General features: G+C 74.1%; 15 protein-coding genes and 1 tRNA gene. 4 read left to right on the forward strand and 12 right to left on the reverse strand.

The window, feature by feature from the left end; all coding sequences use genetic code 11:
• Positions 1-57: 57 nt before the first annotated feature.
• Both OG500_RS14845 and OG500_RS14850 read left to right on the forward strand, forming a co-directional pair.
• On the forward strand, positions 58-1,305 hold the full coding sequence (locus tag OG500_RS14845; RefSeq protein WP_327067153.1) for a hypothetical protein: 1,248 nt from the start codon (positions 58-60) through the stop codon (positions 1,303-1,305).
• 188 nt (positions 1,306-1,493) lie between these two features.
• On the forward strand, positions 1,494-2,132 hold the full coding sequence (locus OG500_RS14850) for a hypothetical protein (protein ID WP_327067154.1): 639 nt from the start codon (positions 1,494-1,496) through the stop codon (positions 2,130-2,132).
• Positions 2,133-2,171: 39 nt separating this feature from the next.
• Here OG500_RS14850 and OG500_RS14855 read toward each other — a convergent pair whose 3' ends face one another.
• Positions 2,172-3,608: an MFS transporter gene (locus OG500_RS14855; RefSeq protein WP_327067155.1), complete on the reverse strand. Its 1,437-nt coding sequence runs from the start codon at positions 3,606-3,608 to the stop codon at positions 2,172-2,174.
• A gap of 267 nt (positions 3,609-3,875) precedes the next feature.
• On the opposite strand from OG500_RS14855, the gene OG500_RS14860 reads away from it, so the two are divergent.
• Positions 3,876-3,947: transfer RNA gene (locus OG500_RS14860), tRNA-Cys, on the forward strand.
• Between the two features lie 124 nt (positions 3,948-4,071).
• Here OG500_RS14860 and OG500_RS14865 read toward each other — a convergent pair.
• From OG500_RS14865 to OG500_RS14890, 6 genes are all read right to left on the reverse strand, one after another.
• Entirely contained in the window at positions 4,072-6,441 is a 2,370-nt protein-coding gene (locus tag OG500_RS14865) for a xanthine dehydrogenase family protein molybdopterin-binding subunit (protein WP_329580578.1), read from the reverse strand.
• Positions 6,438-7,721 (reverse strand): (2Fe-2S)-binding protein, encoded by a 1,284-nt coding sequence (locus OG500_RS38185; protein WP_442907039.1) that lies wholly within the window; start codon positions 7,719-7,721, stop codon positions 6,438-6,440. Before OG500_RS38185 ends, OG500_RS14865 begins: the two co-directional genes overlap by 4 nt.
• A 20-nt stretch (positions 7,722-7,741) precedes the next feature.
• A complete protein-coding gene (locus tag OG500_RS14875) occupies positions 7,742-8,623 on the reverse strand; it encodes an FAD binding domain-containing protein (RefSeq protein WP_329587585.1) in 882 nt (293 codons plus the stop codon).
• Positions 8,624-8,889: 266 nt separating this feature from the next.
• Complete coding sequence (locus OG500_RS14880) at positions 8,890-10,506, reverse strand: beta-N-acetylhexosaminidase (protein ID WP_329580581.1); 1,617 nt, start codon at positions 10,504-10,506, stop codon at positions 8,890-8,892.
• An 88-nt stretch (positions 10,507-10,594) separates the two neighbouring features.
• The gene (locus OG500_RS14885) at positions 10,595-10,873 is read right to left on the reverse strand and encodes a DUF3039 domain-containing protein (RefSeq protein ID WP_327067158.1); all 279 of its coding nucleotides are present in this window, start codon (positions 10,871-10,873) and stop codon (positions 10,595-10,597) included.
• 78 nt (positions 10,874-10,951) lie between these two features.
• Positions 10,952-11,521 carry a YqgE/AlgH family protein gene (locus OG500_RS14890; protein WP_327067159.1) on the reverse strand — a complete coding sequence of 190 codons (570 nt, stop codon included), beginning with the start codon at positions 11,519-11,521 and terminating at the stop codon, positions 10,952-10,954.
• Positions 11,522-11,775: 254 nt separating this feature from the next.
• On the opposite strand from OG500_RS14890, the gene murA reads away from it, so the two are divergent.
• Complete coding sequence (gene murA / locus OG500_RS14895; RefSeq protein WP_184937677.1) at positions 11,776-13,122, forward strand: UDP-N-acetylglucosamine 1-carboxyvinyltransferase; 1,347 nt, start codon at positions 11,776-11,778, stop codon at positions 13,120-13,122.
• 129 nt (positions 13,123-13,251) lie between these two features.
• Here murA and OG500_RS14900 read toward each other — a convergent pair whose 3' ends face one another.
• From OG500_RS14900 to OG500_RS14920, 5 genes are all read right to left on the reverse strand, one after another.
• Positions 13,252-13,530: a hypothetical protein gene (locus OG500_RS14900; RefSeq protein WP_327067160.1), complete on the reverse strand. Its 279-nt coding sequence runs from the start codon at positions 13,528-13,530 to the stop codon at positions 13,252-13,254.
• An 83-nt stretch (positions 13,531-13,613) separates the two neighbouring features.
• A complete protein-coding gene (locus OG500_RS14905; protein WP_329580586.1) occupies positions 13,614-14,891 on the reverse strand; it encodes a sensor histidine kinase in 1,278 nt (425 codons plus the stop codon).
• Positions 14,888-15,571, reverse strand: coding sequence for a response regulator transcription factor (locus OG500_RS14910; protein ID WP_327067162.1), 684 nt, complete (start codon positions 15,569-15,571; stop codon positions 14,888-14,890). The genes OG500_RS14905 and OG500_RS14910 overlap by 4 nt, the downstream gene beginning before the upstream one ends.
• Positions 15,572-15,656: 85 nt before the next feature.
• Positions 15,657-15,938, reverse strand: a complete 282-nt coding sequence (locus OG500_RS14915) for an HU family DNA-binding protein (RefSeq protein WP_035848732.1) — start codon at positions 15,936-15,938, stop codon at positions 15,657-15,659.
• A 503-nt stretch (positions 15,939-16,441) separates the two neighbouring features.
• Positions 16,442-17,917: an NAD-dependent malic enzyme gene (locus tag OG500_RS14920; RefSeq protein WP_327067163.1), complete on the reverse strand. Its 1,476-nt coding sequence runs from the start codon at positions 17,915-17,917 to the stop codon at positions 16,442-16,444.
• Between the last annotated feature and the right edge of the window lie 99 nt (positions 17,918-18,016).

Below are 18,016 nucleotides of genomic sequence, written 5' to 3' on the forward strand. Positions count from 1 at the left end.
CCCGCCCGCTCGCGGTTCCGCGCCCCGCCCCGAGCCCCGACCCGAACCGGAGTGATGATGGACGACCTGTCCCGCCGTACCCTGCTGACCGCCGGCGCGGCCACCGCCGCGACGGTGGCCGCCGGCTGTGCCCGCCCCGGCACCACCGCCAAGAGCACCGAGGCCGCCCCCGCCCCGAGCTCCGCCTCCCCGAGCATGCCGAACACCCCCGCCAAGCCGCCGACCACCCTGATCGGCGACGGCTCGACCTCCGACACCGGCCCGCAGCCCGCCCAGCCGCAACCGGTCCCGCTCGAACTGGGCGAGCGCCCACCGCAGTTCGTCGTCTTCTCGTGGGACGGCGCCGGCGAGCTGGACGACCAGCTGTTCTCCCGGTTCCGCCGCCTGGCCAAGGACCACGACGCCTCGATGACCTTCTTCCTGAGCGGGATCTACACCCTGCCGGAGTCCAAGAAGGAGCTCTACCACCCGCCGCAGCACCGCATCGGCGCCTCCGACATCGGCTACCTGAGCGACCAGCACATCCACGACACGCTGACCCAGATCAGCGCCGCCTGGCTGGACGGGCACGAGATCGGCACCCACTTCAACGGGCACTTCTGCGGCGCCACCGGCGGCGGCAAGTGGTCGCCCGAGGACTGGGACAGCGAGATCGAGCAGGCGATGTCCTTCGTCATGAACTGGAAGACCAACACCGGTTTCACCGACCTGCCCGCGCTGCCCTTCGACTACCGCAAGGAGCTGATCGGCGGGCGCGCCCCGTGCCTGGAGGGCCAGCGCGGCCTGCTCCCGACGGCCGCCGCGCGCGGCTGGAAGTACGACACCAGCGGGCCCGGCGGGCTCCAGATCTGGCCGCAGAAGGTGCAGGGCGGCGCGCTGTGGGACATGCCGCTGCAGTCCATCCCGTTCCCCGGGCACACCTTCCAGGTGCTCTCGATGGACTACAACATCATGTTCAACCAGTCCGGCGACAACACCAAGGGCGATCCGACGATGCACACGGCCTGGCAGAAGCAGGCCACGGAGTCCTACCTGTCCGGCTTCGACCGTGCCTACACCACCAACCGCGCGCCCATGTACATCGGCAACCACTTCGAGGGCTGGAACGGCGGCATCTACATGAACGCCGTCGAGGAGGTGCTCAAGACCATCGCGGACAAGCCCGAGGTGCGGCTGGTCTCCTTCCGCCAGCTGGTGCAGTGGCTGGAGGTGCAGGACCCGGCGGTGCTGCGCAAGCTGCAGTCGCTGGCGGTCGGCGAGGCCCCGGCGGGCGGCTGGTCGAGCTTCCTGGGTGCCGCGCACTGACCCGGGGCCCCGTTTGGCGCTACCCCGGGTGAGTCGCCATCACCCCAGGTAGCTGCCGGTTTTCGGCCCTCCGCGCGGCCTTGGTGCGGATGCGCACCACCGCGTGAGCCCGTCCCCTGGATGCCAGGACACGGTTCCGCCTACTCCTCCACGGGGACGACCCCGTGGCCGCGTCCCGGAGAGACACCATGCGCGCTCGTCACTTCGCCGCCACCGGGCTGCTGGCGCTGGCCGTCGGCCTCGGCTGCGCCGGCACCGCCGCCGCCAACCCGGTCATCATCGAGCCGGACCCGGTCACCCCCGGCAGCCAGTTCGCGGTCTTCGACGGGGGCAACTGCGACGGCGCCGGCGGCCAGGCCGTCTTCCGCTCCCGCGAGCAGGGCGGCTCCGACGGCCAGGACATCCCCGCGGTCAAGCTCGGCTCGCTGCGCGGGCTGACGGGTGCCATGGCCACCGTCCCCGAGCACGCCAGGCCCGGCGTCTACGACGTGACGATCAAGTGCACCACGGTGACCAAGAGCCAGGTGACCACCACCTTCACCGTGCACGACAGCAGTGCCAAGCCCGGGCAGTCGGGGTCCGGGCCGGGCGCGGGGTCAGCGGCGCCCGGCTCCTCGGCGCAGTCGGACCGCCCGGGCCACGAGGACCAGAGCGGCAGCTCGGGCCACTACGGGCAGCCCGGCGAGACCGGACCCAAGGGCACCTCGCACGCGGGGCTGGGCGGCAGCACCGGCCCGAACACCCCCGAGACGCTGGCCGGGGTGACCCTGCTGGCCACCGCCGGCGCGGCCACCTTCCAGCAGTACCGGCGCCGCCGGTCCTCCTGACCGGCCGACCGACCGGCCGTCAGCCGCCCGCCCGGGCCCTCAGGCCCGCTCCCTGACCCGGGCGGCCAGCCCGGCGCCGAGCAGCGCGACGGCCGTCATCACCAGGAAGATCGCGGCGAAGCCGCCGCGCGCCCCGCCGCCCGCGCCGCTCGCGTCCGCCGCTGCCACCGCGCCGCCGCCGAGCGCGGAGAACAGCACCCCGGCCAGTCCCACCAGCAGCACGTTGCCGAGCGCGTCGGACATCTGCAGCGAGGCCGAGTTGGCGCCGGCCGCCTCGGGCGGCGAGAGCTTCATCATCAGCACGCTGATGCTGGCGATCGCCAGGCCCATGCCCACCCCGCCGAACACCCAGGCCAGTGCGGCGGTCCAGGTCGGGGCCGCCGGCAGCAGCACCAGCGCGGCACCGGCGATCGCCAGCGCCGTCAGCAGGAAGCCGATCCTGATCAGCCGCTCGCGGTACCGCTCCGCGCCCGGGCGCCCCTGCAGCCAGGAGCCGAACGCCCAGGAGAGTCCGCCGCTGGTCAGGGTGAGCCCGGCCAGCGTCGGCGACAGGTGCCGCTGGGTGACCATCATCAGCGGGATGAACGCCTCGGCGGCGAAGAAGGCCCCCGCCGCCACCCCGCGCAGCAGGATCAGCGTCGGCAGCCCGCGCGCGGCCCGCAGCGTGCCGCTCGGCAGCAGCCGCAGCACGGCCGGCAGCAGCAGCGCGCCGCCCGCCGCGGCCGGCAGCAGACCCAGCAGGTCCAGCCGCTGGCCCGCGTACTGGAGCAGCCCGGCACCCAGCGCGGCCATCGCGGCCAGCCCGATCCGGCCCCGGTCCAGCGATCCGCCGGGCGGGGCCGCCGGCAGCTCGCGCTCGGCGCGGCGCAGCGCCGGGCCCATCACCGCCAGCGGCAGCACCACCAGGGCCGGGACGGCCAGGAACACCCAGCGCCACCCGAGGTGCTGGGTGACCAGGCCGGAGACCAGCGGACCGACGATCGAGGGCAGCACCCAGGCGGCCGAGAAGGCCGCGAAGACGGCCGGCCGCAGCCGCTCCGGGAACGCCCGCCCCACCACCACGTAGAGCGCGACGATCACCAGCCCGCCGCCCAGCCCCTGGATCGCCCGGCCGCCGACGAAGAGCCACATGCTGCCCGCCGTCCCCGCGACCACCAGCCCGGCCGCGAAGATCCCGATCCCGGCGAACAGCGGCAGCACCGGGCCGCGCCGGTCGCACCACTCCCCCGACAGCACCATCGCGAAGAGCGTGCTGGTGAAGTAGCCGGAGAAGGCGAACGCGTACAGGCCGAGCCCGTGCAGCTGCCGGGCCGCCACCGGCATCGCCGTGTTGACGGCGGTCGCCTCGAACGCGAGCAGCAGCACGACGGAGACGATCCCGAGGGTCAGCGCGCGGTAGCGGGCACTCAGCACGCCTTCGCCACCGTGGTCCGCCGGCAGCGACGAGGGCTTCGAGGTCTCGGTGGCTATGCTCATGCCCGCCATGGTAAGTGCCAACCGAGCGATTGACTCCTGACCTGGAGTCCCGACCGTCCTCCGACCATGGTCGTAGGACTTCATACGCCCGTCACATTCGGCTATTGACGCCCCGTCGACCGGCCAGCAGAATGAATTCCGAAAGCATCGCAGAAATACCGACCCCGGAGAGGAGCCCCGCGATGTGCCACCGTATTCGCCCCGCCGCTCCCTCCTGTTGTCGCCCGGCCCACTCCTGACTCGAAGGGCCGTCAGCGCCCTTCGCACGGCCGTGTGCCCGAGTGGTTGAGGGAACCGCCTGCAAAGCGGTTTACACGGGTTCGATTCCCGTCATGGCCTCCGCGTTTTTTCCCGGAATATCCGGTCGGCTTCTCGCCGACCGGATATTCCGGCATTCCCGGGCGCCGGAAAGCGCGAAACCCGCCGGGCGGGCCCGGCGGGTTCGGCATGTGCTGAGCAGCGGTCAGACCGCCAGGACCACCGCGTCCTCCGGCGGGATCGGCAGCCGGCCGATCGGCAGGCTGGTGGCGGCCCGGACGGCCGCGGCCACCGCCGCGGGCGCGACCACGGCCGGGACGGCACTGACCGCCTTGGCACCGAAGGTGGCGACCACGTCGCGCTCCTCCAGCAGCGCGGCGATCCGCACCTCGGGGGTGTCCAGGGCGGTGGGCAGGCGGTAGCCGGTGAGCGAGGGGTTGGCGATCACGCCGCCCGCGGTGCGCAGGTCCTCCAGCAGCGCCAGGCCCACGCCCTGGGCCACGCCCGCCTCGATCCGGTCCTCGATCTGGCCCGGGTTCAGCGCCCGGCCCACGTCCTGGGCCACCGTCACGTCGACCACCCGGACCGCGCCCAGCTCGATGTCCACGTCCACCACCGCGCGCATCGCGCAGAAGGCGATCGAGACGAAGGCGTCGCCCTGACCGGCCTCGTCGAGCGGCTCGGTCGGGTGCGGACGGCACTGGGCGGTGGCCCAGAGCTCCTTGCCCTCCAACGCCTCCTCGACCGGCATGCCGAGCACCCCGTCGTAGGAGGTGATCTTGCCGTCGGCGATCGAGAGCAGCTCCACCGACATGCCGAAGTCCGCCGCGATCGGCGCCAGCAGCTGGTGGCGGACCATCAGCGCGGCCTTCTCCACCGCGCCGCCCGACACCCAGGTGTGCCGGCCGCGGGCCGAGGGCCCGGCGATCGACTGGTCGCTGTCCACCGGCGCGACGTAGACCTCGCTCACCCCGAGCACCGACTGTACGATCTGCCGGGCCAGCGTGGCGAAGCCCTGCCCGGCGTCGACCGCTGCGCAGATCACCGTGGCGCTGTCGCCGCTGACCCGCACGGTGGCGGTGGAGACCTCGTCCTCGCCCTCCGCGCCGAGCATGTGCACCATGCCCACCGCGTAGCCGATCCCGCGCCGCACCGCCGAGGGCTCGCCCGCGCCGCCGGGGCCGCCGGGCAGCAGCCACTCGGTGTCGGGCTCGGCCACCGGGAGCGCGGGCAGCGGGGTCTCGGCGACCGCGTCGAGCAGCGCGGCCACCGGGGCCGGGCAGGTGACGGCCTGCCCGGTGGGCAGCGCGTCGCCGGTGGCCAGCACGTTGCGCCGGCGCACCTCCAGCGGATCGAGGCCGAGCCGGGCGGCCAGCAGGTCGAGCTGCGACTCGTGGGCGAAGCAGGACTGCAGCGCGCCCTCGCCGCGCATCCGCCCGGCGGGCGGGTTGTTGGTCCGCACCGCCCAGGCGTCGACGAAGACGTTCGGGCACAGGTAGGGGCCCACCGAGAAGGCGGTGGCAGCGGCCAGCACCTCGCTCGACACGTCGGCGTAGGCGCCGCCGTCCAGCAGGATCTGTGCCTCGACCTTGACCAGCTTGCCCTGCGCGTCGGCGTGGTGGCGGTACCTCAGCAGCGCCGGGTGCCGGGCCGCGTGGGTCAGGAAGGACTCCTCGCGGGTGAGCGTCATCTTCACCGGCCGCCCGGTGCGCAGCGCCAGCAGGGCCAGCGTCGCCTGGAACGAACGGTCCTCGCGGTCCGCGGTCGCCCCGGGCACCCCGGTGACCACCAGCCGCACCCGGTCCAGCTCCAGGCCCAGGCAGGCGGCGGTGCGCTCGCGGTCGCCGTGCGGGTCGGTGGAGGACAGGTGCAGTTCGACGCCGCCGTCCGGGCGCGGCACGGCGAGGCCGGCCTCGGCGCCGATCGGGGCGGGGTCCTGGCGGCCGACCTGGTAGAGGCCCTCCACGATCACCTCGCCGACCACGTCGGGGTCGCCGGTGCGCAGCGGCAGGTGGCGCAGCAGGTTGCCGTCGGGGTGCAGGGCGGGGCCGTGGAAGGCCTGCTCGGGGTCGGTGAGCGCGTCCAGCAGCTGGTACTCGACCGCGATCGAGGCCGCCGCCAGGCGCGCGGTGTCGGGGTGGTCGGCGGCCACCGCGGCCACCGGCTCGCCGTGGTGCCGGACCACCTCGCCGGCCAGCACCGGACGCCCGCCGGGCCACAGCGGGCCGGTGCCGCTCCCACCCGCACCGGGGGCGGGCAGGTCGGCGGCGGTGAGCACCGCGTGCACGCCGGGGATCGCCAGCGCGGCCGAGGTGTCGATCGAGACGATCCGGGCGTGCGGGTGCGGCGAGCGCAGCACCGCGCCCCACAGGATCCCCTCGGCCCACAGGTCGGCAGCGTAGGGGTAGATGCCGAGCGCCTTGGGCAGCGCGTCGGTGCGCAGCGGCGAGCTGCCCAGTCCGTGCGGACCGCCCCGGCCGAAGGCCGTCACGGGCCGGCCCTGCGGCGCGCCCCCGCGCTCGGTGTCCTCGCCCGCGGTGGTGGCGGCGGTGCTGGTCTCGGTGGGCGTGGTCATGCGTGGTCGTCCTCGGGGAGGAGGAGCCCGTGGGCCGGGGTGCCCGCCTCGGGCATCCCGGGGGCGGTCTCGTAGACGGTGCCGTCGAACGGGGTGCCGGGGGCCGGGACCCCGTGCGCGGGGGTGCCCTGGTAGCCGACGCCGTCGTAGGCCACACCCGGGTAGGGCGCCTGGGCGTACGGCCCGGCCGCGTACGGCGGCGCGGCCGGGTACGCGGTGCCGTGCGCGGGCGTCGCGTCGTACGGGACGCCGTGCGGGGGCGTCGGCTCGTACGGCGTGCCGTGCGCCGGGGTCCCCTCGTACGGCGCGCCGGGGGCGGCGGTGCCGTGCGCGGGGGTGGGCTCGTAGCTGCTGCCGCCGTCGTAGACGGTGCCCGGGCCGTAGGCGGTCGGGTCGTAGCCGGAGTAGCCCTGGTTCGGGATCACCCCGAGGCCGATGCCGGCGGCGGTGGCCGCGGGGTGCTCGGCGGCGGGCGGCTGCTGGCCCAGCAGCGGGTCGGCGGTGATCCAGCCGCTGCCGTCGCTGCCGAACAGCGGGACCTCGCCGGTGGTGGCGGTCTCGGTCCAGGCGTCCTGGTAGACCGGCGGATCGACCTGGTCGACCGGCGCCACCGGGGCGGCCTGGGCCACCGGGTCCGGCGCGGGAAGCGGGGCCGGCTCGGCGAGCGGCGCCTGCGGGCCCGCGGCGTCGGGGGCGGGTGCGGGTGCGGCGCCCGCCTCCCCGGCGGCCTGTTCGGCGGCCTGCTCGGCCTCCAGCAGCGCCGCCCCCCGCGCGTCCGCCACCGTCTGCACGGCGGCCAGCACGCTGCGGTAGCCGGTGCACCGGCAGAGGTTGCCGCACAGCGCCTGCCGCGCCTCCACCTCGCTGGGCCGGTGGTTGCGCTGCAGCAGGTCGTGCACCGCCATCGCCATGCCGGGGGTGCAGTAACCGCACTGCACCGCGCCCGACTCGGCCAGCGCCTGCTGCACGTCGCTGGCCGCACCGCCGGCCGACAGGCCCTCCACGGTGTTGATCTCGCTGTCCGCCGCGAGCGCCGCCGGCACCAGGCAGCCGGCCACCAGCTGGCCGTCCACCTGCACCGAGCAGGCCCCGCACTCGCCCTGCTCGCAGCCGTTCTTGGCGCCGGCCAGGCCGAGGCGCTCGCGCAGCACGTAGAGCAGGCTCTCGCCGATCCAGGCGTCGGTGACGGGCCGTTCGAAGCCGTTGACCCGCAGCGTGTAGGACGTGGTGGGTCGTCCGTCGCCCAGCGCGACGGGGTGGTTGGTCGGATCGGTCGCCATGTCGGCGGTCACCTCGGCCGTCACTTCAGTGCCCTTCCCAGTGCCCGGCGGGCCAGCACCGCCACGGTACGCCGTAGCCGCAGAGCCGTCGCCGTCGGCCCCTCCACCCCGAGCGCCAGGGAGCCGTCGGCCCCGTAGCCGTCGGGGACGCAGGCGGTGGCGACGTACTCGCCGAAGGCGGCGGCCGCGGCCGGGTCGATCGGCTGCGCGCCCTCCTCGCCGCGGGCGTCCCAGTCGATGCAGCCGGCCACCCAGGCCTCCGCGTCCAGCGGCCGCAGCGGCACCGGCGCGACCGCGCCCACCGCGCAACGCACCGCCCGCCGCGCGGGATCGAGCACCAGGGCCACCGAGGCGATCGCCCGGGAGGGGCCGCTGCGCCCGGTGGCCTTGAGGAAGACCTGGGGGGCGTGCAGCAGCGGAACCCGGACCCAGCTGAGCAGTTCGCCCGGGCGCATCGGGTCGACGCCGGTGAGCAGGTGACCGACCGGCGCCTCGCGGGTGCCGCCGGCGCTGGCCAGGGTGGCCACCGCCTCCAGTGCGGCCAGCACCGGCAGGGTGTCGCCGGTGGGGGCGGCGGAGGCGATGTTGCCGCCCAGCGTGCCGACGTTGCGGGTCTGCGGGGGGCCGGCGGTGCGGGCGGCGTCGGCCAGCGCGGGGATCAGCGCGGCGAAGTCGGGACGGTCCATCCGGGCCAGCGTCAGGCCGGCGCCGAGCACCGCGGTGCCGCCGTCCTCGTAGCGCCAGCCGCGCAGTTCGGTGATCCGGCCCAGGCCCAGCAGCGCGGCCGGGCGCAGCCGGCCGGCGTTGACGGCTTCCATCAGGTCGGTCCCGCCGGCGACCGGCACGGCGGTGGGGCTGGTGGCCAGCGTCTCGACGGCCTCGTCGAGGGAGGTCGGCAGCATGATCGTCCGGTTCACCAGGATCCCACCGTGCTCCAGTCTCTTTGCGGTACCGCCCGTAGAGTACGGGTCCGGGCCACCCAAACTGAAGCCGCCCACCGGGTCGGGCCACTGTGGCACATCGCGCACCGTGATCACCCTGGGGGTCCCGGACGATCCGGTCGCTTTCGGGCAGATCCCCCATCAATGAGACCGGATGTTCACCATTTCTTGACGTCCGGAGCCCGGCCTTGGTTCCCCGATGATCACCTGACTCGACTGACACATCGTCAGACCTGCGGCGCCGGTCCCGGCAGCGGCCGGCCGAGCACCCCGGGGCGCCGCTGCCACGGGTGCGGCCCGGTCGCCGGCCGGTAGGCCACGCCCAGCGCGTCCAGACGCGCGTAGTGGGTGCGCATCCGGCGCTCGAAGTCGGCCAGGTCCCGCTCGGCGGCCTCGCGCGGCAGTGCCGACCAGGCCACCTCGGCGAACGCGGCCAGCCGCGGGAAGGCCCGGTAGTCGAGGTCCCGGGCGCTGTCGGCGAACTCGCTCCACAGGTTGGCCTGAGTCCCGATCACCTGACGCGCGCTCACCTCATCCAGTGACGGCGGGACCGGCTCGAAGCGGTAGACGTCGGCCAGCGTGCGCACGAAGCCGACCGGGATCGGCTCCTCGGGCCCGTCGGCCTGCCGGTGGTCGAGGTAGACGTACTGCTCGGGGCACATCACCACCGGGTGCCCGGCCCGCGCGGCGGCCACCCCGCCCGCGTAGCCGCGCCAGGAGGCGACCGCGGCGCCGGGCGCCAGCCCGCCCTCCAGGATCTCGTCCCAGCCGATCAGCCGGCGGCCGCGCGCGGTCAGCCAGGTGTCGAAGTGCCGTATCAGCCAGCTCTGCAGCTCGGCCTCGTCCGCCAGGTCCAGCTCCTTGATCCGCGCCTGCGCCGCCGCGCTGGCCCGCCACTGGTCCTTGGGGCACTCGTCGCCCCCCAGGTGCACGTACTCGGACGGGAAGACCTCCAGCAGCTCCTCCAGCACCCCCTCGAAGAAGGCCAGGGTGGCGTCCGAGACGTTGAGCACGTTGCTGCTGACCCCCCAGTCCGACCAGACGCCGAGGGCCGCGGTGTCCACCACGTCGGTGTTGCCCAGCTCGGGGTAGGCCGCGATGGCGGCCTGGGTGTGGCCCGGCAGGTCGATCTCGGGGACCACGGTGATGCCGCGCTCGGCGGCGTAGGCGACCAGCTCGCGCAGGTCGTCCTGGGTGTAGTAGCCCCCGTGCGGCCGGTCGTCGCGCACGCCCGCGGCCCGGTAGCCCACCATCGAGCGCTCCCGCCAGCCGCCCGCCCCGGTCAGCCGCGGGTAGCGCTTGACCTCGAAGCGCCAGCCCTGGTCGTCGGTCAGGTGCAGGTGCAGCACGTTGAGCTTGTGCGCGGCCAGCAGGTCCACGTACCGCAGCAGGTCGCCCAGCGGCAGGAAGTGGCGGGCGACGTCGATCAGCACCCCGCGCCAGCCGAACCGCGGCGCGTCGCGCAGCTCACAGGCCGGCAGCGTCCAGCCGGTGCGGCGCAGCGGGGCCCGGCGGTAGGCGTCGGGGCCGAGCAGCTGGCGCAGCGTCTGGGCGCCCCAGTGCGCACCGGCGGGGCCGCCCGCGGTGATCCGTACCCGGCCGCCGGCCGGGTCGACGGCGAGCCGGTACTCCTCGGGCGCCAGCGCCGGGTCCAGGCCGAGCGCGACGACCGGGTCCGCGGCCCGGGGCAGCGCCAGGCCGGTGGCCGCACCGAGCACCGAGCGCAGCCAGCGCTCGGCGTCCTCGGTACCGGGGCCACCGGCCAGCGTGGTGTCCGGACCCAGCGGCAGGCCGGGGTCGGTGGCGGTCGTGCGGACAGCGATCGGTGCGGGGATCAGGTCCATGGCGCACATCCTGCCCCGCCCGCCCCAAGTGGCATAGACCACTGACGGGGAAAATACCGCGCCCGGCGCCGGGACCCGGCGCCCCCCGCTACTTCTTCTTGTCGTCCCCGCCGCCGCCCGGCTCGATGCCCTCGAAGATCTCCTTGCACATCGGGCAGACCGGGTACTTCTTCGGGTCGCGCCCGGGCACCCAGACCTTGCCGCAGAGCGCGACCACCGGGGAGCCGGAGAGCGCGCTCTCCATGATCTTGTCCTTCTGGACGTAGTGCGCGAAGCGCTCGTGGTCACCGTCGCCGTTGGACACCTGCGGGACGGGCTCGACCAGGGTGCCGGTGCCGAGGCCGCGCTCGGGCTCAAGAGTGCTCATGGGCGCCAAGTCTATGGGGGCGGCGCACGAAACGGACCCCCGCTACCGCGGCGCCGCGCCACCGCGGCCGGTCCCCCGTCAGTTGAGCGTCGGGTCCTCCGGGTAGGTGGCGAGCATCGCCAGCGCCCCGCGCTGGCGGCGCAGCACCGCGCGCCACAGCAGCTCCGGACGCGGGCAGGAGATGTCACCGGGCTCCGCGTCCACCAGGTACCAGGCGCCCTCGGCGATCTCCGCCTCCAGCTGGCCCGGCGTCCAGCCCGAGTAGCCGGCGAAGACCCGCAGGCCGCCCAGCTCACCGGCGAGCACCTGCGGCGGCGCCTCCAGGTCGACCAGCCCGATCGCGCCGTGCACCCGGCGCCAGCCCAGTGGGTCCTCGGGGCCCGGCTCGCCCGGGATCACGGCCACCGCCAGCGCCGAGTCAAGGCCCACCGGGCCGCCCTGGAAGACCACCTGGGGATCGCCGGCCAACTGGGCCCAGCCGTTCAGGACGTCGTTCACCGCCACCGGCGTGGGCCGGTTGAGGACGACGCCCAGCGCGCCCTGCCCGTCGTGGTCCAGCATCAGCACCACCGACCGCGCGAAGTTCGGATCGGTGAGCACGGGGGCCGCCACGAGGAGCCGGCCGGTGTGCGAGGAGACCGCGGTCATGCCTCACATGATCCCGCAGGGGACGGTGAAACCTCCACCGCGCCGCGCCTCACCCGATCGGCGGACATGATGACCGGCTTCCACCCTAAGAGAGCATGATCACCATCAGAAGAACAGGGAACCGTTCAACCGGCTACTACCATCTATCGAAGGTGGCGCCCGTGCGGCCCGAGCCGTACGTCCGCCGGTCCTACCTCTCCCAACCGCGGCGTACCCCCGTTTGCCGCAGTTGCAACCCCCGGATTGCGAGAACGATGACCGACGACGTCCTGCTGGTGCACGGCGGAAACCCGCTGGAAGGCGAGATCCGCGTCCGCGGCGCCAAGAACCTGGTGCCCAAGGCGATGGTGGCCGCCCTGCTCGGCCAGGGCCCCAGCAGACTGCGCAACGTTCCGGACATCCGCGACGTCAAGGTGGTCCGCGGCCTGCTCCAGCTGCACGGGGTGACCGTGCGCAGCGGAGACGAGGAGGGCGAGCTGATCCTGGACCCCTCCCACGTGGAGAGCGCCAACGTCGCCGACATCGACGCGCACGCCGGCTCCTCGCGGATCCCGATCCTCTTCTGCGGGCCGCTGCTGCACCGCCTCGGCCACGCGTTCATCCCGGGCCTGGGCGGCTGCGACATCGGCGGGCGCCCGGTCGACTTCCACTTCGAGGTGCTGCGCCAGTTCGGCGCCACCATCGAGAAGCACCCGCAGGGCACCTACCTGGTGGCCCCGCAGCGGCTGCGCGGCACCAAGATCGAGCTGCCCTACCCCTCGGTCGGCGCCACCGAGCAGGTGCTGCTCACCGCGGTGCTCGCCGAGGGCGACACCGAGCTGCGCAACGCCGCCATCGAGCCGGAGATCGTCGACCTGATCTGCGTGCTGCAGAAGATGGGCGCGATCATCTCGATGGGCACCGACCGCACCATCCTGATCACCGGCGTGGACGAGCTGGGCGGCTACCACCACCGCGCGCTGCCGGACCGGCTGGAGGCCGCCTCCTGGGCCTGCGCCGCGCTGGCCACCAAGGGTGACATCTACGTCCGCGGCGCCCGCCAGCTGGAGATGATGACCTTCCTCAACACCTTCCGCAAGGTCGGTGGCGCCTTCGCGGTGGACGACGAGGGCATCCGGTTCTGGCACCCGGGCGGCGAGCTGAACGCCATCGCCCTGGAGACCGACGTGCACCCGGGCTTCCAGACCGACTGGCAGCAGCCGCTGGTGGTCGCGCTGACCCAGGCCGCGGGCCTGTCGATCGTGCACGAGACGGTGTACGAGTCGCGGCTCGGCTTCACCTCGGCGCTCAACCAGATGGGCGCGCACATCCAGCTCTACCGCGAGTGCCTGGGCGGCACCCCCTGCCGGTTCGGGCAGCGCAACTTCCTGCACTCGGCGGTCGTCTCCGGGCCGTCCAAGCTGCTCGGCGGCGAGCTGGTGATCCCGGACCTGCGCGGCGGCTTCTCCTACCTGATCGCGGCGCTGGCCGCCGAGGGCACCTCGACCGTGCACGGCATCTCGCTGATCAACCGCGGCTACGAGAACTTCATGGAGAAGCTGCGCGGACTCGGCGCGCACGTCGAGCTGCCGAGCGAGCAGGAGCTGCTCGCGGCGGTCTGACCGCGCCCGGGCCGGCTGGACCGGCGCGGAGAACGAACCGGGGCCGCCCCCGCCAGGGCGGCCCCGTTGCTCAGGAGGCACCCCGCCAGGTGTGTCCTCCCGTCCACCGGCACGCGGTGCACCGGTAGCTCAGTGCCGCCCCTGGCCGCCCTCGTGCTGGCGGTGGTGGCGGACCCGGCGCTCCAGCAGGGCGCCGAGCACATCACGCCCCGAGCGGAGCACCGGGGCGGGGTCGACGTGCGCCCTGCCCGATCCCGCCACGGCGGTCGGCCGGCCGGGTGCGGCCGGCGGCTCCGCCGCGGCGGTGGCCGGCAGCACGTACAGCACGCCCGCCACCGCGGTGGCCGCCAGGCCCATGCCGCCCATCTGCCACAGTCGTCGGCCGCTCGTCGAGGTGCGCTTGCTCATGAAGCAAGCCTCCCAGGCGCATTATGAGAAGACGATGAGGAATTCTCACCAGCTGTGTAACAGCTCGTCGGCCGGTGCTCCGGTCACTCCTGCGGCAGCCTGAGTTCGGCGCGCAGGCCGCCGCCCGGCGCTTGCTCCAGCCGCGCGCTGCCGCCGTGCAGTTCGGCCACCCAGCGGACGATGGCCAGCCCCGTCCCGGTGCCCGCACCGCTGGTGACGCCCCGCCGGAAGACCGCCTCGCGGCGCTGCTCGGGCACCCCCGGCCCGGCGTCCGTGACGGTGACCAGGCCGGGCGCGGCGGCCACCGTCACCGGGGTCCCGGCGCCGTAGCGCAGCGCGTTCTCCACCAGGTTGCGCACCGCCTGGCCCAGCAGCTCCGGGTCGCCGCGCACGATCAGCGGTTGCTCGCCGACCAGCACGGTCACCCTCCCCCAGCCCTGGGCCGGCGCGGTCCCGAGGCCCTCCACCAGTTCGGCCACGGTCTGCTCGACCAGTTGGTCCAGCCGCAGCGGCATCAGCTCCACCTGCTGGGTGCCGGAGTCGATCCGGGCGCGGGCCAGCAGGCCGGTGACCAGCCGGGCCAGCCGGTCGCTGAGCGCCGCCGCCTCCGCGAGCGCCGCGGGCGCCCGCTCCGGCGCCGAGGCCCCGCGCTCGACGGCCAGGCGCAGCGTGGCCAGCGGCGTGCGCAGCTCGTGCGCGGCCTCGGTGAGGAACTGCTCCTGGCGCTCCAGGCCGCGCAGCGCGGGGCGCATCGCCCGGCCGGAGAGCAGGTGGCCGATCGCGGCGGCGGCCAGCACCAGCGCCGAGCAGCCCAGCAGCAGCCAGCGGACCAGCCGCTCGTGGTCGGCCCGGCTCTGTGCCGGGTCGGCGCCGACCACCACCAGGGCGGCGATGGTGTCCCCGTTCCAGACCGGCGCGGCGGCCCAGCGCATCATCCGCCCGCTGCCCCCGGGCCCGGTGGCCAGCGTGGCGTCCTGGCCGGTCTGCACCTGGGTCCAGAGCCTGCCCAGCAGCTCGCCGCCCGGCAGGTGGGCGGTGTCGGGGCGGACCCAGCGCACCACGCTCGGCAGCCCGGTGCCGCCCGCCGGGACCTGGACCGCGCCGAGCACGTCGGCGCCGCGGGCCAGCTCGTCCTCGCCGAGCGGGTCGACGGCCAGCGTGTCGTTGTCGAACCAGAGCGCCCGGGCCAGCCCGCCGGCCCGCCGGGCCGCGTCGTTGTCCAGTTCCTTGGCCCGGGACTGGGCGTCGGTGTGCGCGGCCAGGGTGGCCAGCACCAGCAGGCAGGCAGCCGTGGTGCCGGCGAAGAGCAGGGTCAGGGTCCAGCGCAGCCGGCGCAGGCCTCGGGCGGCCGGCGAGGTCATCCGCGACCGCCGTGCCCGGCCGGGTCCACGAGCCGGTAGCCGACGCCGCGCACGGTCTCGATCGGGTCCGGCGGGCCGAGCCGGCGGCGCAGCTGGCGGATCAGCACGTCGACCACGTTGGACATCGGTTCGTTCAGCTCGTCCCAGCAGCTCTCGATCAGCCGGGTGCGGGTGACCACCGTCCCCGCCTGCAGCATCAGCAGCTCCAGGACGGCGAACTCCTTCGCCGTGAGGGTGAGCAGCACCCCGGCCCGGGTGACCCGGCGGCGCGGCAGGTCCAGCTCCAGGTCCCCCAGGCGCAGCTGCGGCAGCCGGGCCGGCTCGGGGCGGCGGCACAGGTTGCGGACCCGGGCCGCCAGCTCGGCGGCCGCGAACGGCTTGACCAGGTAGTCGTCGGCTCCGTGCTCGAAGCCGGCCACCCGGTCGGCCACCGAGTCCATCGCGGTGAGCAGCAGCACCGGGCGCTGCCAGCCGGCCGCGCGGCGGTCCGCGACCAGCCGCAGGGCGTCGCCGTCGGGCAGCGCCCGGTCGGCCACCAGGCAGTGGTAGTCGGTGACCGCGAGCTTGAGGTCGGCCTCGGCCAGGTCGGCGGCCAGGTCGACGGCGAATCCGGCCCGGCGCAGCCCGTCGGCTATCTCCGGGCCGAGCCTGGGGTCGTCCTCCAGTACCAGTACGCGCATGGTCTCCGACCTTACGGCGCGGCACTGCCACAACGACGGAGCGGGGGCGGTCCGGAAACCCGGACCGCCCCCGCTCCAGCGGAGATCAGGCGCCCTTGGCGGCTTCCTTCAGCTTGGAACCGGCGCTCACCTTGGCGCTGTAGCCGGCCGCGATCTGGATCGGCTCACCGGTCTGCGGGTTGCGGGCGGTGCGAGCGGCGCGGTGGGTGCGCTCGAAGGTCAGGAAACCGGGGATGGTGACCTTCTCGTCACCCTTGGCCACAACCTCGCCCACGACCTCGGCGAATGCCGCCAGAACGGCGTCGGCGTCCTTGCGGGTCACCTCGGCGCGGTCGGCCAGAGCGGCCACCAGCTCACTGCGGTTCATGTGTACTCCTGTGGTCTGTTCGTTGCGGTGTGCGGGGGCCCATCGGTCGTCCCTCCGGAGGCACCCGGCTGGGCCGCTGGTCCGCACACTGTGCTCGTTCAGGCGGCTGGTGGTAGGTGCGCGGCTCGTGCTCCGGGCCGCGCGTCGTGTCAGTCCTGCCACGTGCCTGCCTGGGAACGAATCCTGCCCTTACCGGCCCCGAGAAAGCCAATCGGGCCTCGGCCATCCACCCCGAACGGCGCCCTCCCCACGCAGCTATGACGCTTCGTCGGCGCCGGCGGACCGACGCGGGCGGCGGCCGGGAACGACTCGCCGAGTGGTTGGGGGACGTTCCGTACTTGTCGGACACGCCTGCCCCGTGCAGGGCTACCGTACGCCCTGACGGGGACAAGCCCAAACACACCCTTCCCCTTGTGTCGCAAGGAATCGGGGCTGCCCGACACGGGCGGGGGCGGTATTCGGTCAGACGAGCGACCGAATACCGCCCCGTGGACCCTCCCAGGTCAGAGCCGGACGACCGGGAAGGCGGCCGTGTCCAGGGTGCCGACGATGCCCGGCGTCGGCCGGGAGGGGGCCTGGTCGCCCTCGCCACCGGCGGCCAGCGCGGCCTCCCGCACGGCCGCGGCCACCGTCTTGGCCACGTCCGGGTGGAAGACGCTGGGGATGATGTAGTTCGGGTTCAGCTGGTCGTCGGTGACCGTGGTGGCCAGCGCCCGCGCGGCGGCGATCATCATCTCGGTGTTCACCGTGCGGCTCTGCGCGTCCAGCAGGCCGCGGAAGACACCCGGGAAGACCAGCACGTTGTTGATCTGGTTCGGGAAGTCGCTGCGGCCCGTGGCGACCACCGCGGCGGTCTGCCGGGCCACCGCCGGGTCGACCTCCGGGTCCGGGTTGGCCAGCGCGAAGACGATCGCCTTGTCGGCCATCGAGGCGATGTCGTCGCCGTCCAGGACGTTCGGGGCCGACACGCCGATGAAGACGTCGGCGTCCGCCACGGCCTCCTTGAGGCTGCCGGTGCGGCCCGAGCGGTTGGTGTGCTCGGCGATCCAGCGCAGCGAGTCGTTGAGGTCCTCACGGCCGCTGTGCACCACGCCGCGCACGTCGGCCACCGTGGCGTGCTCGACGCCGGCGGCCAGCAGCAGCTTGAGGATCGCGGTGCCGGCCGCACCGGCGCCCGACATGACCACCCGGATCTCGCCGATCTCCTTGCCGACCACCCGCAGCGCGTTGGTCAGCGCGGCGAGCACCACGATCGCGGTGCCGTGCTGGTCGTCATGGAAGACCGGGATGTCCAGCGCCTCGCGCAGCCGCGCCTCGATCTCGAAGCAGCGCGGCGCGGAGATGTCCTCCAGGTTGATGCCGGCGAAGCCGGGGGCGATCGCCTTGACGATGGCCACGATCTCGTCGGCGTCCTGGGTGTCCAGGCAGATCGGCCAGGCGTCGATCCCGGCGAAGCGCTTGAACAGGGCCGCCTTGCCCTCCATCACCGGCAGCGCGGCCTGCGGGCCGATGTTGCCCAGGCCCAGCACCGCGGAGCCGTCGGTGACCACGGCCACGCTGTTGCGCTTGATGGTCAGGCGGCGGGCGTCCTCGGGGTTCTCGGCGATCGCCATGCAGACCCGGGCCACACCGGGGGTGTAGATCATGCTCAGGTCGTCACGGTTGCGGATCGGCAGCTTCGAGGACATCTCGATCTTGCCGCCGAGGTGCATCAGGAAGGTGCGGTCCGAGACCTTGCCGATCGTGACGCCCTCGATCGCCCGCAGCTTCTCGACGATCTCCTCGCCGTGCGCAACCGACGCGGCCGCCACGGTCACGTCGATCCGCAGTGCTTCCAGACCGGAGGCCGTGACGTCCAGGCCGGTCACCGAGCCACCGGAGGACTCCACGGCGGTGGTGATGTTGCTGACCGCGTTACCGCTGGCCGGAACCTCCAGCCGCACCGTGATCGAGTTGGAGACACTGGGCACCGTCGCCATCGACGTCCTTCTTCCGTCCACTGAGGTGAGAGCTGGCCAGGCCGTCCTCAACGCGCCGTTACTTCAACAGTTTGTTGATGCTGCGCCTCGCGCATCCTA

It is taken from the genome of Kitasatospora sp. NBC_01250 (assembly GCF_036226465.1).
GTDB lineage: Bacteria > Actinomycetota > Actinomycetes > Streptomycetales > Streptomycetaceae > Kitasatospora.

Coding starts and splice junctions, on each gene's coding strand:
- OG500_RS14845 (WP_327067153.1), top strand. CDS start 58: ATGGACGACCTGTCCCGCCGTACCCTGCTGACCGCCGGCGCGGCCACC.
- OG500_RS14850 (WP_327067154.1), top strand. CDS start 1,494: ATGCGCGCTCGTCACTTCGCCGCCACCGGGCTGCTGGCGCTGGCCGTC.
- OG500_RS14855 (WP_327067155.1), bottom strand. CDS start 3,608: ATGAGCATAGCCACCGAGACCTCGAAGCCCTCGTCGCTGCCGGCGGAC.
- OG500_RS14865 (WP_329580578.1), bottom strand. CDS start 6,441: ATGACCACGCCCACCGAGACCAGCACCGCCGCCACCACCGCGGGCGAG.
- OG500_RS38185 (WP_442907039.1), bottom strand. CDS start 7,721: ATGGCGACCGATCCGACCAACCACCCCGTCGCGCTGGGCGACGGACGA.
- OG500_RS14875 (WP_329587585.1), bottom strand. CDS start 8,623: ATGCTGCCGACCTCCCTCGACGAGGCCGTCGAGACGCTGGCCACCAGC.
- OG500_RS14880 (WP_329580581.1), bottom strand. CDS start 10,506: ATGGACCTGATCCCCGCACCGATCGCTGTCCGCACGACCGCCACCGAC.
- OG500_RS14885 (WP_327067158.1), bottom strand. CDS start 10,873: ATGAGCACTCTTGAGCCCGAGCGCGGCCTCGGCACCGGCACCCTGGTC.
- OG500_RS14890 (WP_327067159.1), bottom strand. CDS start 11,521: ATGACCGCGGTCTCCTCGCACACCGGCCGGCTCCTCGTGGCGGCCCCC.
- murA (WP_184937677.1), top strand. CDS start 11,776: ATGACCGACGACGTCCTGCTGGTGCACGGCGGAAACCCGCTGGAAGGC.
- OG500_RS14900 (WP_327067160.1), bottom strand. CDS start 13,530: ATGAGCAAGCGCACCTCGACGAGCGGCCGACGACTGTGGCAGATGGGC.
- OG500_RS14905 (WP_329580586.1), bottom strand. CDS start 14,891: ATGACCTCGCCGGCCGCCCGAGGCCTGCGCCGGCTGCGCTGGACCCTG.
- OG500_RS14910 (WP_327067162.1), bottom strand. CDS start 15,571: ATGCGCGTACTGGTACTGGAGGACGACCCCAGGCTCGGCCCGGAGATA.
- OG500_RS14915 (WP_035848732.1), bottom strand. CDS start 15,938: ATGAACCGCAGTGAGCTGGTGGCCGCTCTGGCCGACCGCGCCGAGGTG.
- OG500_RS14920 (WP_327067163.1), bottom strand. CDS start 17,917: ATGGCGACGGTGCCCAGTGTCTCCAACTCGATCACGGTGCGGCTGGAG.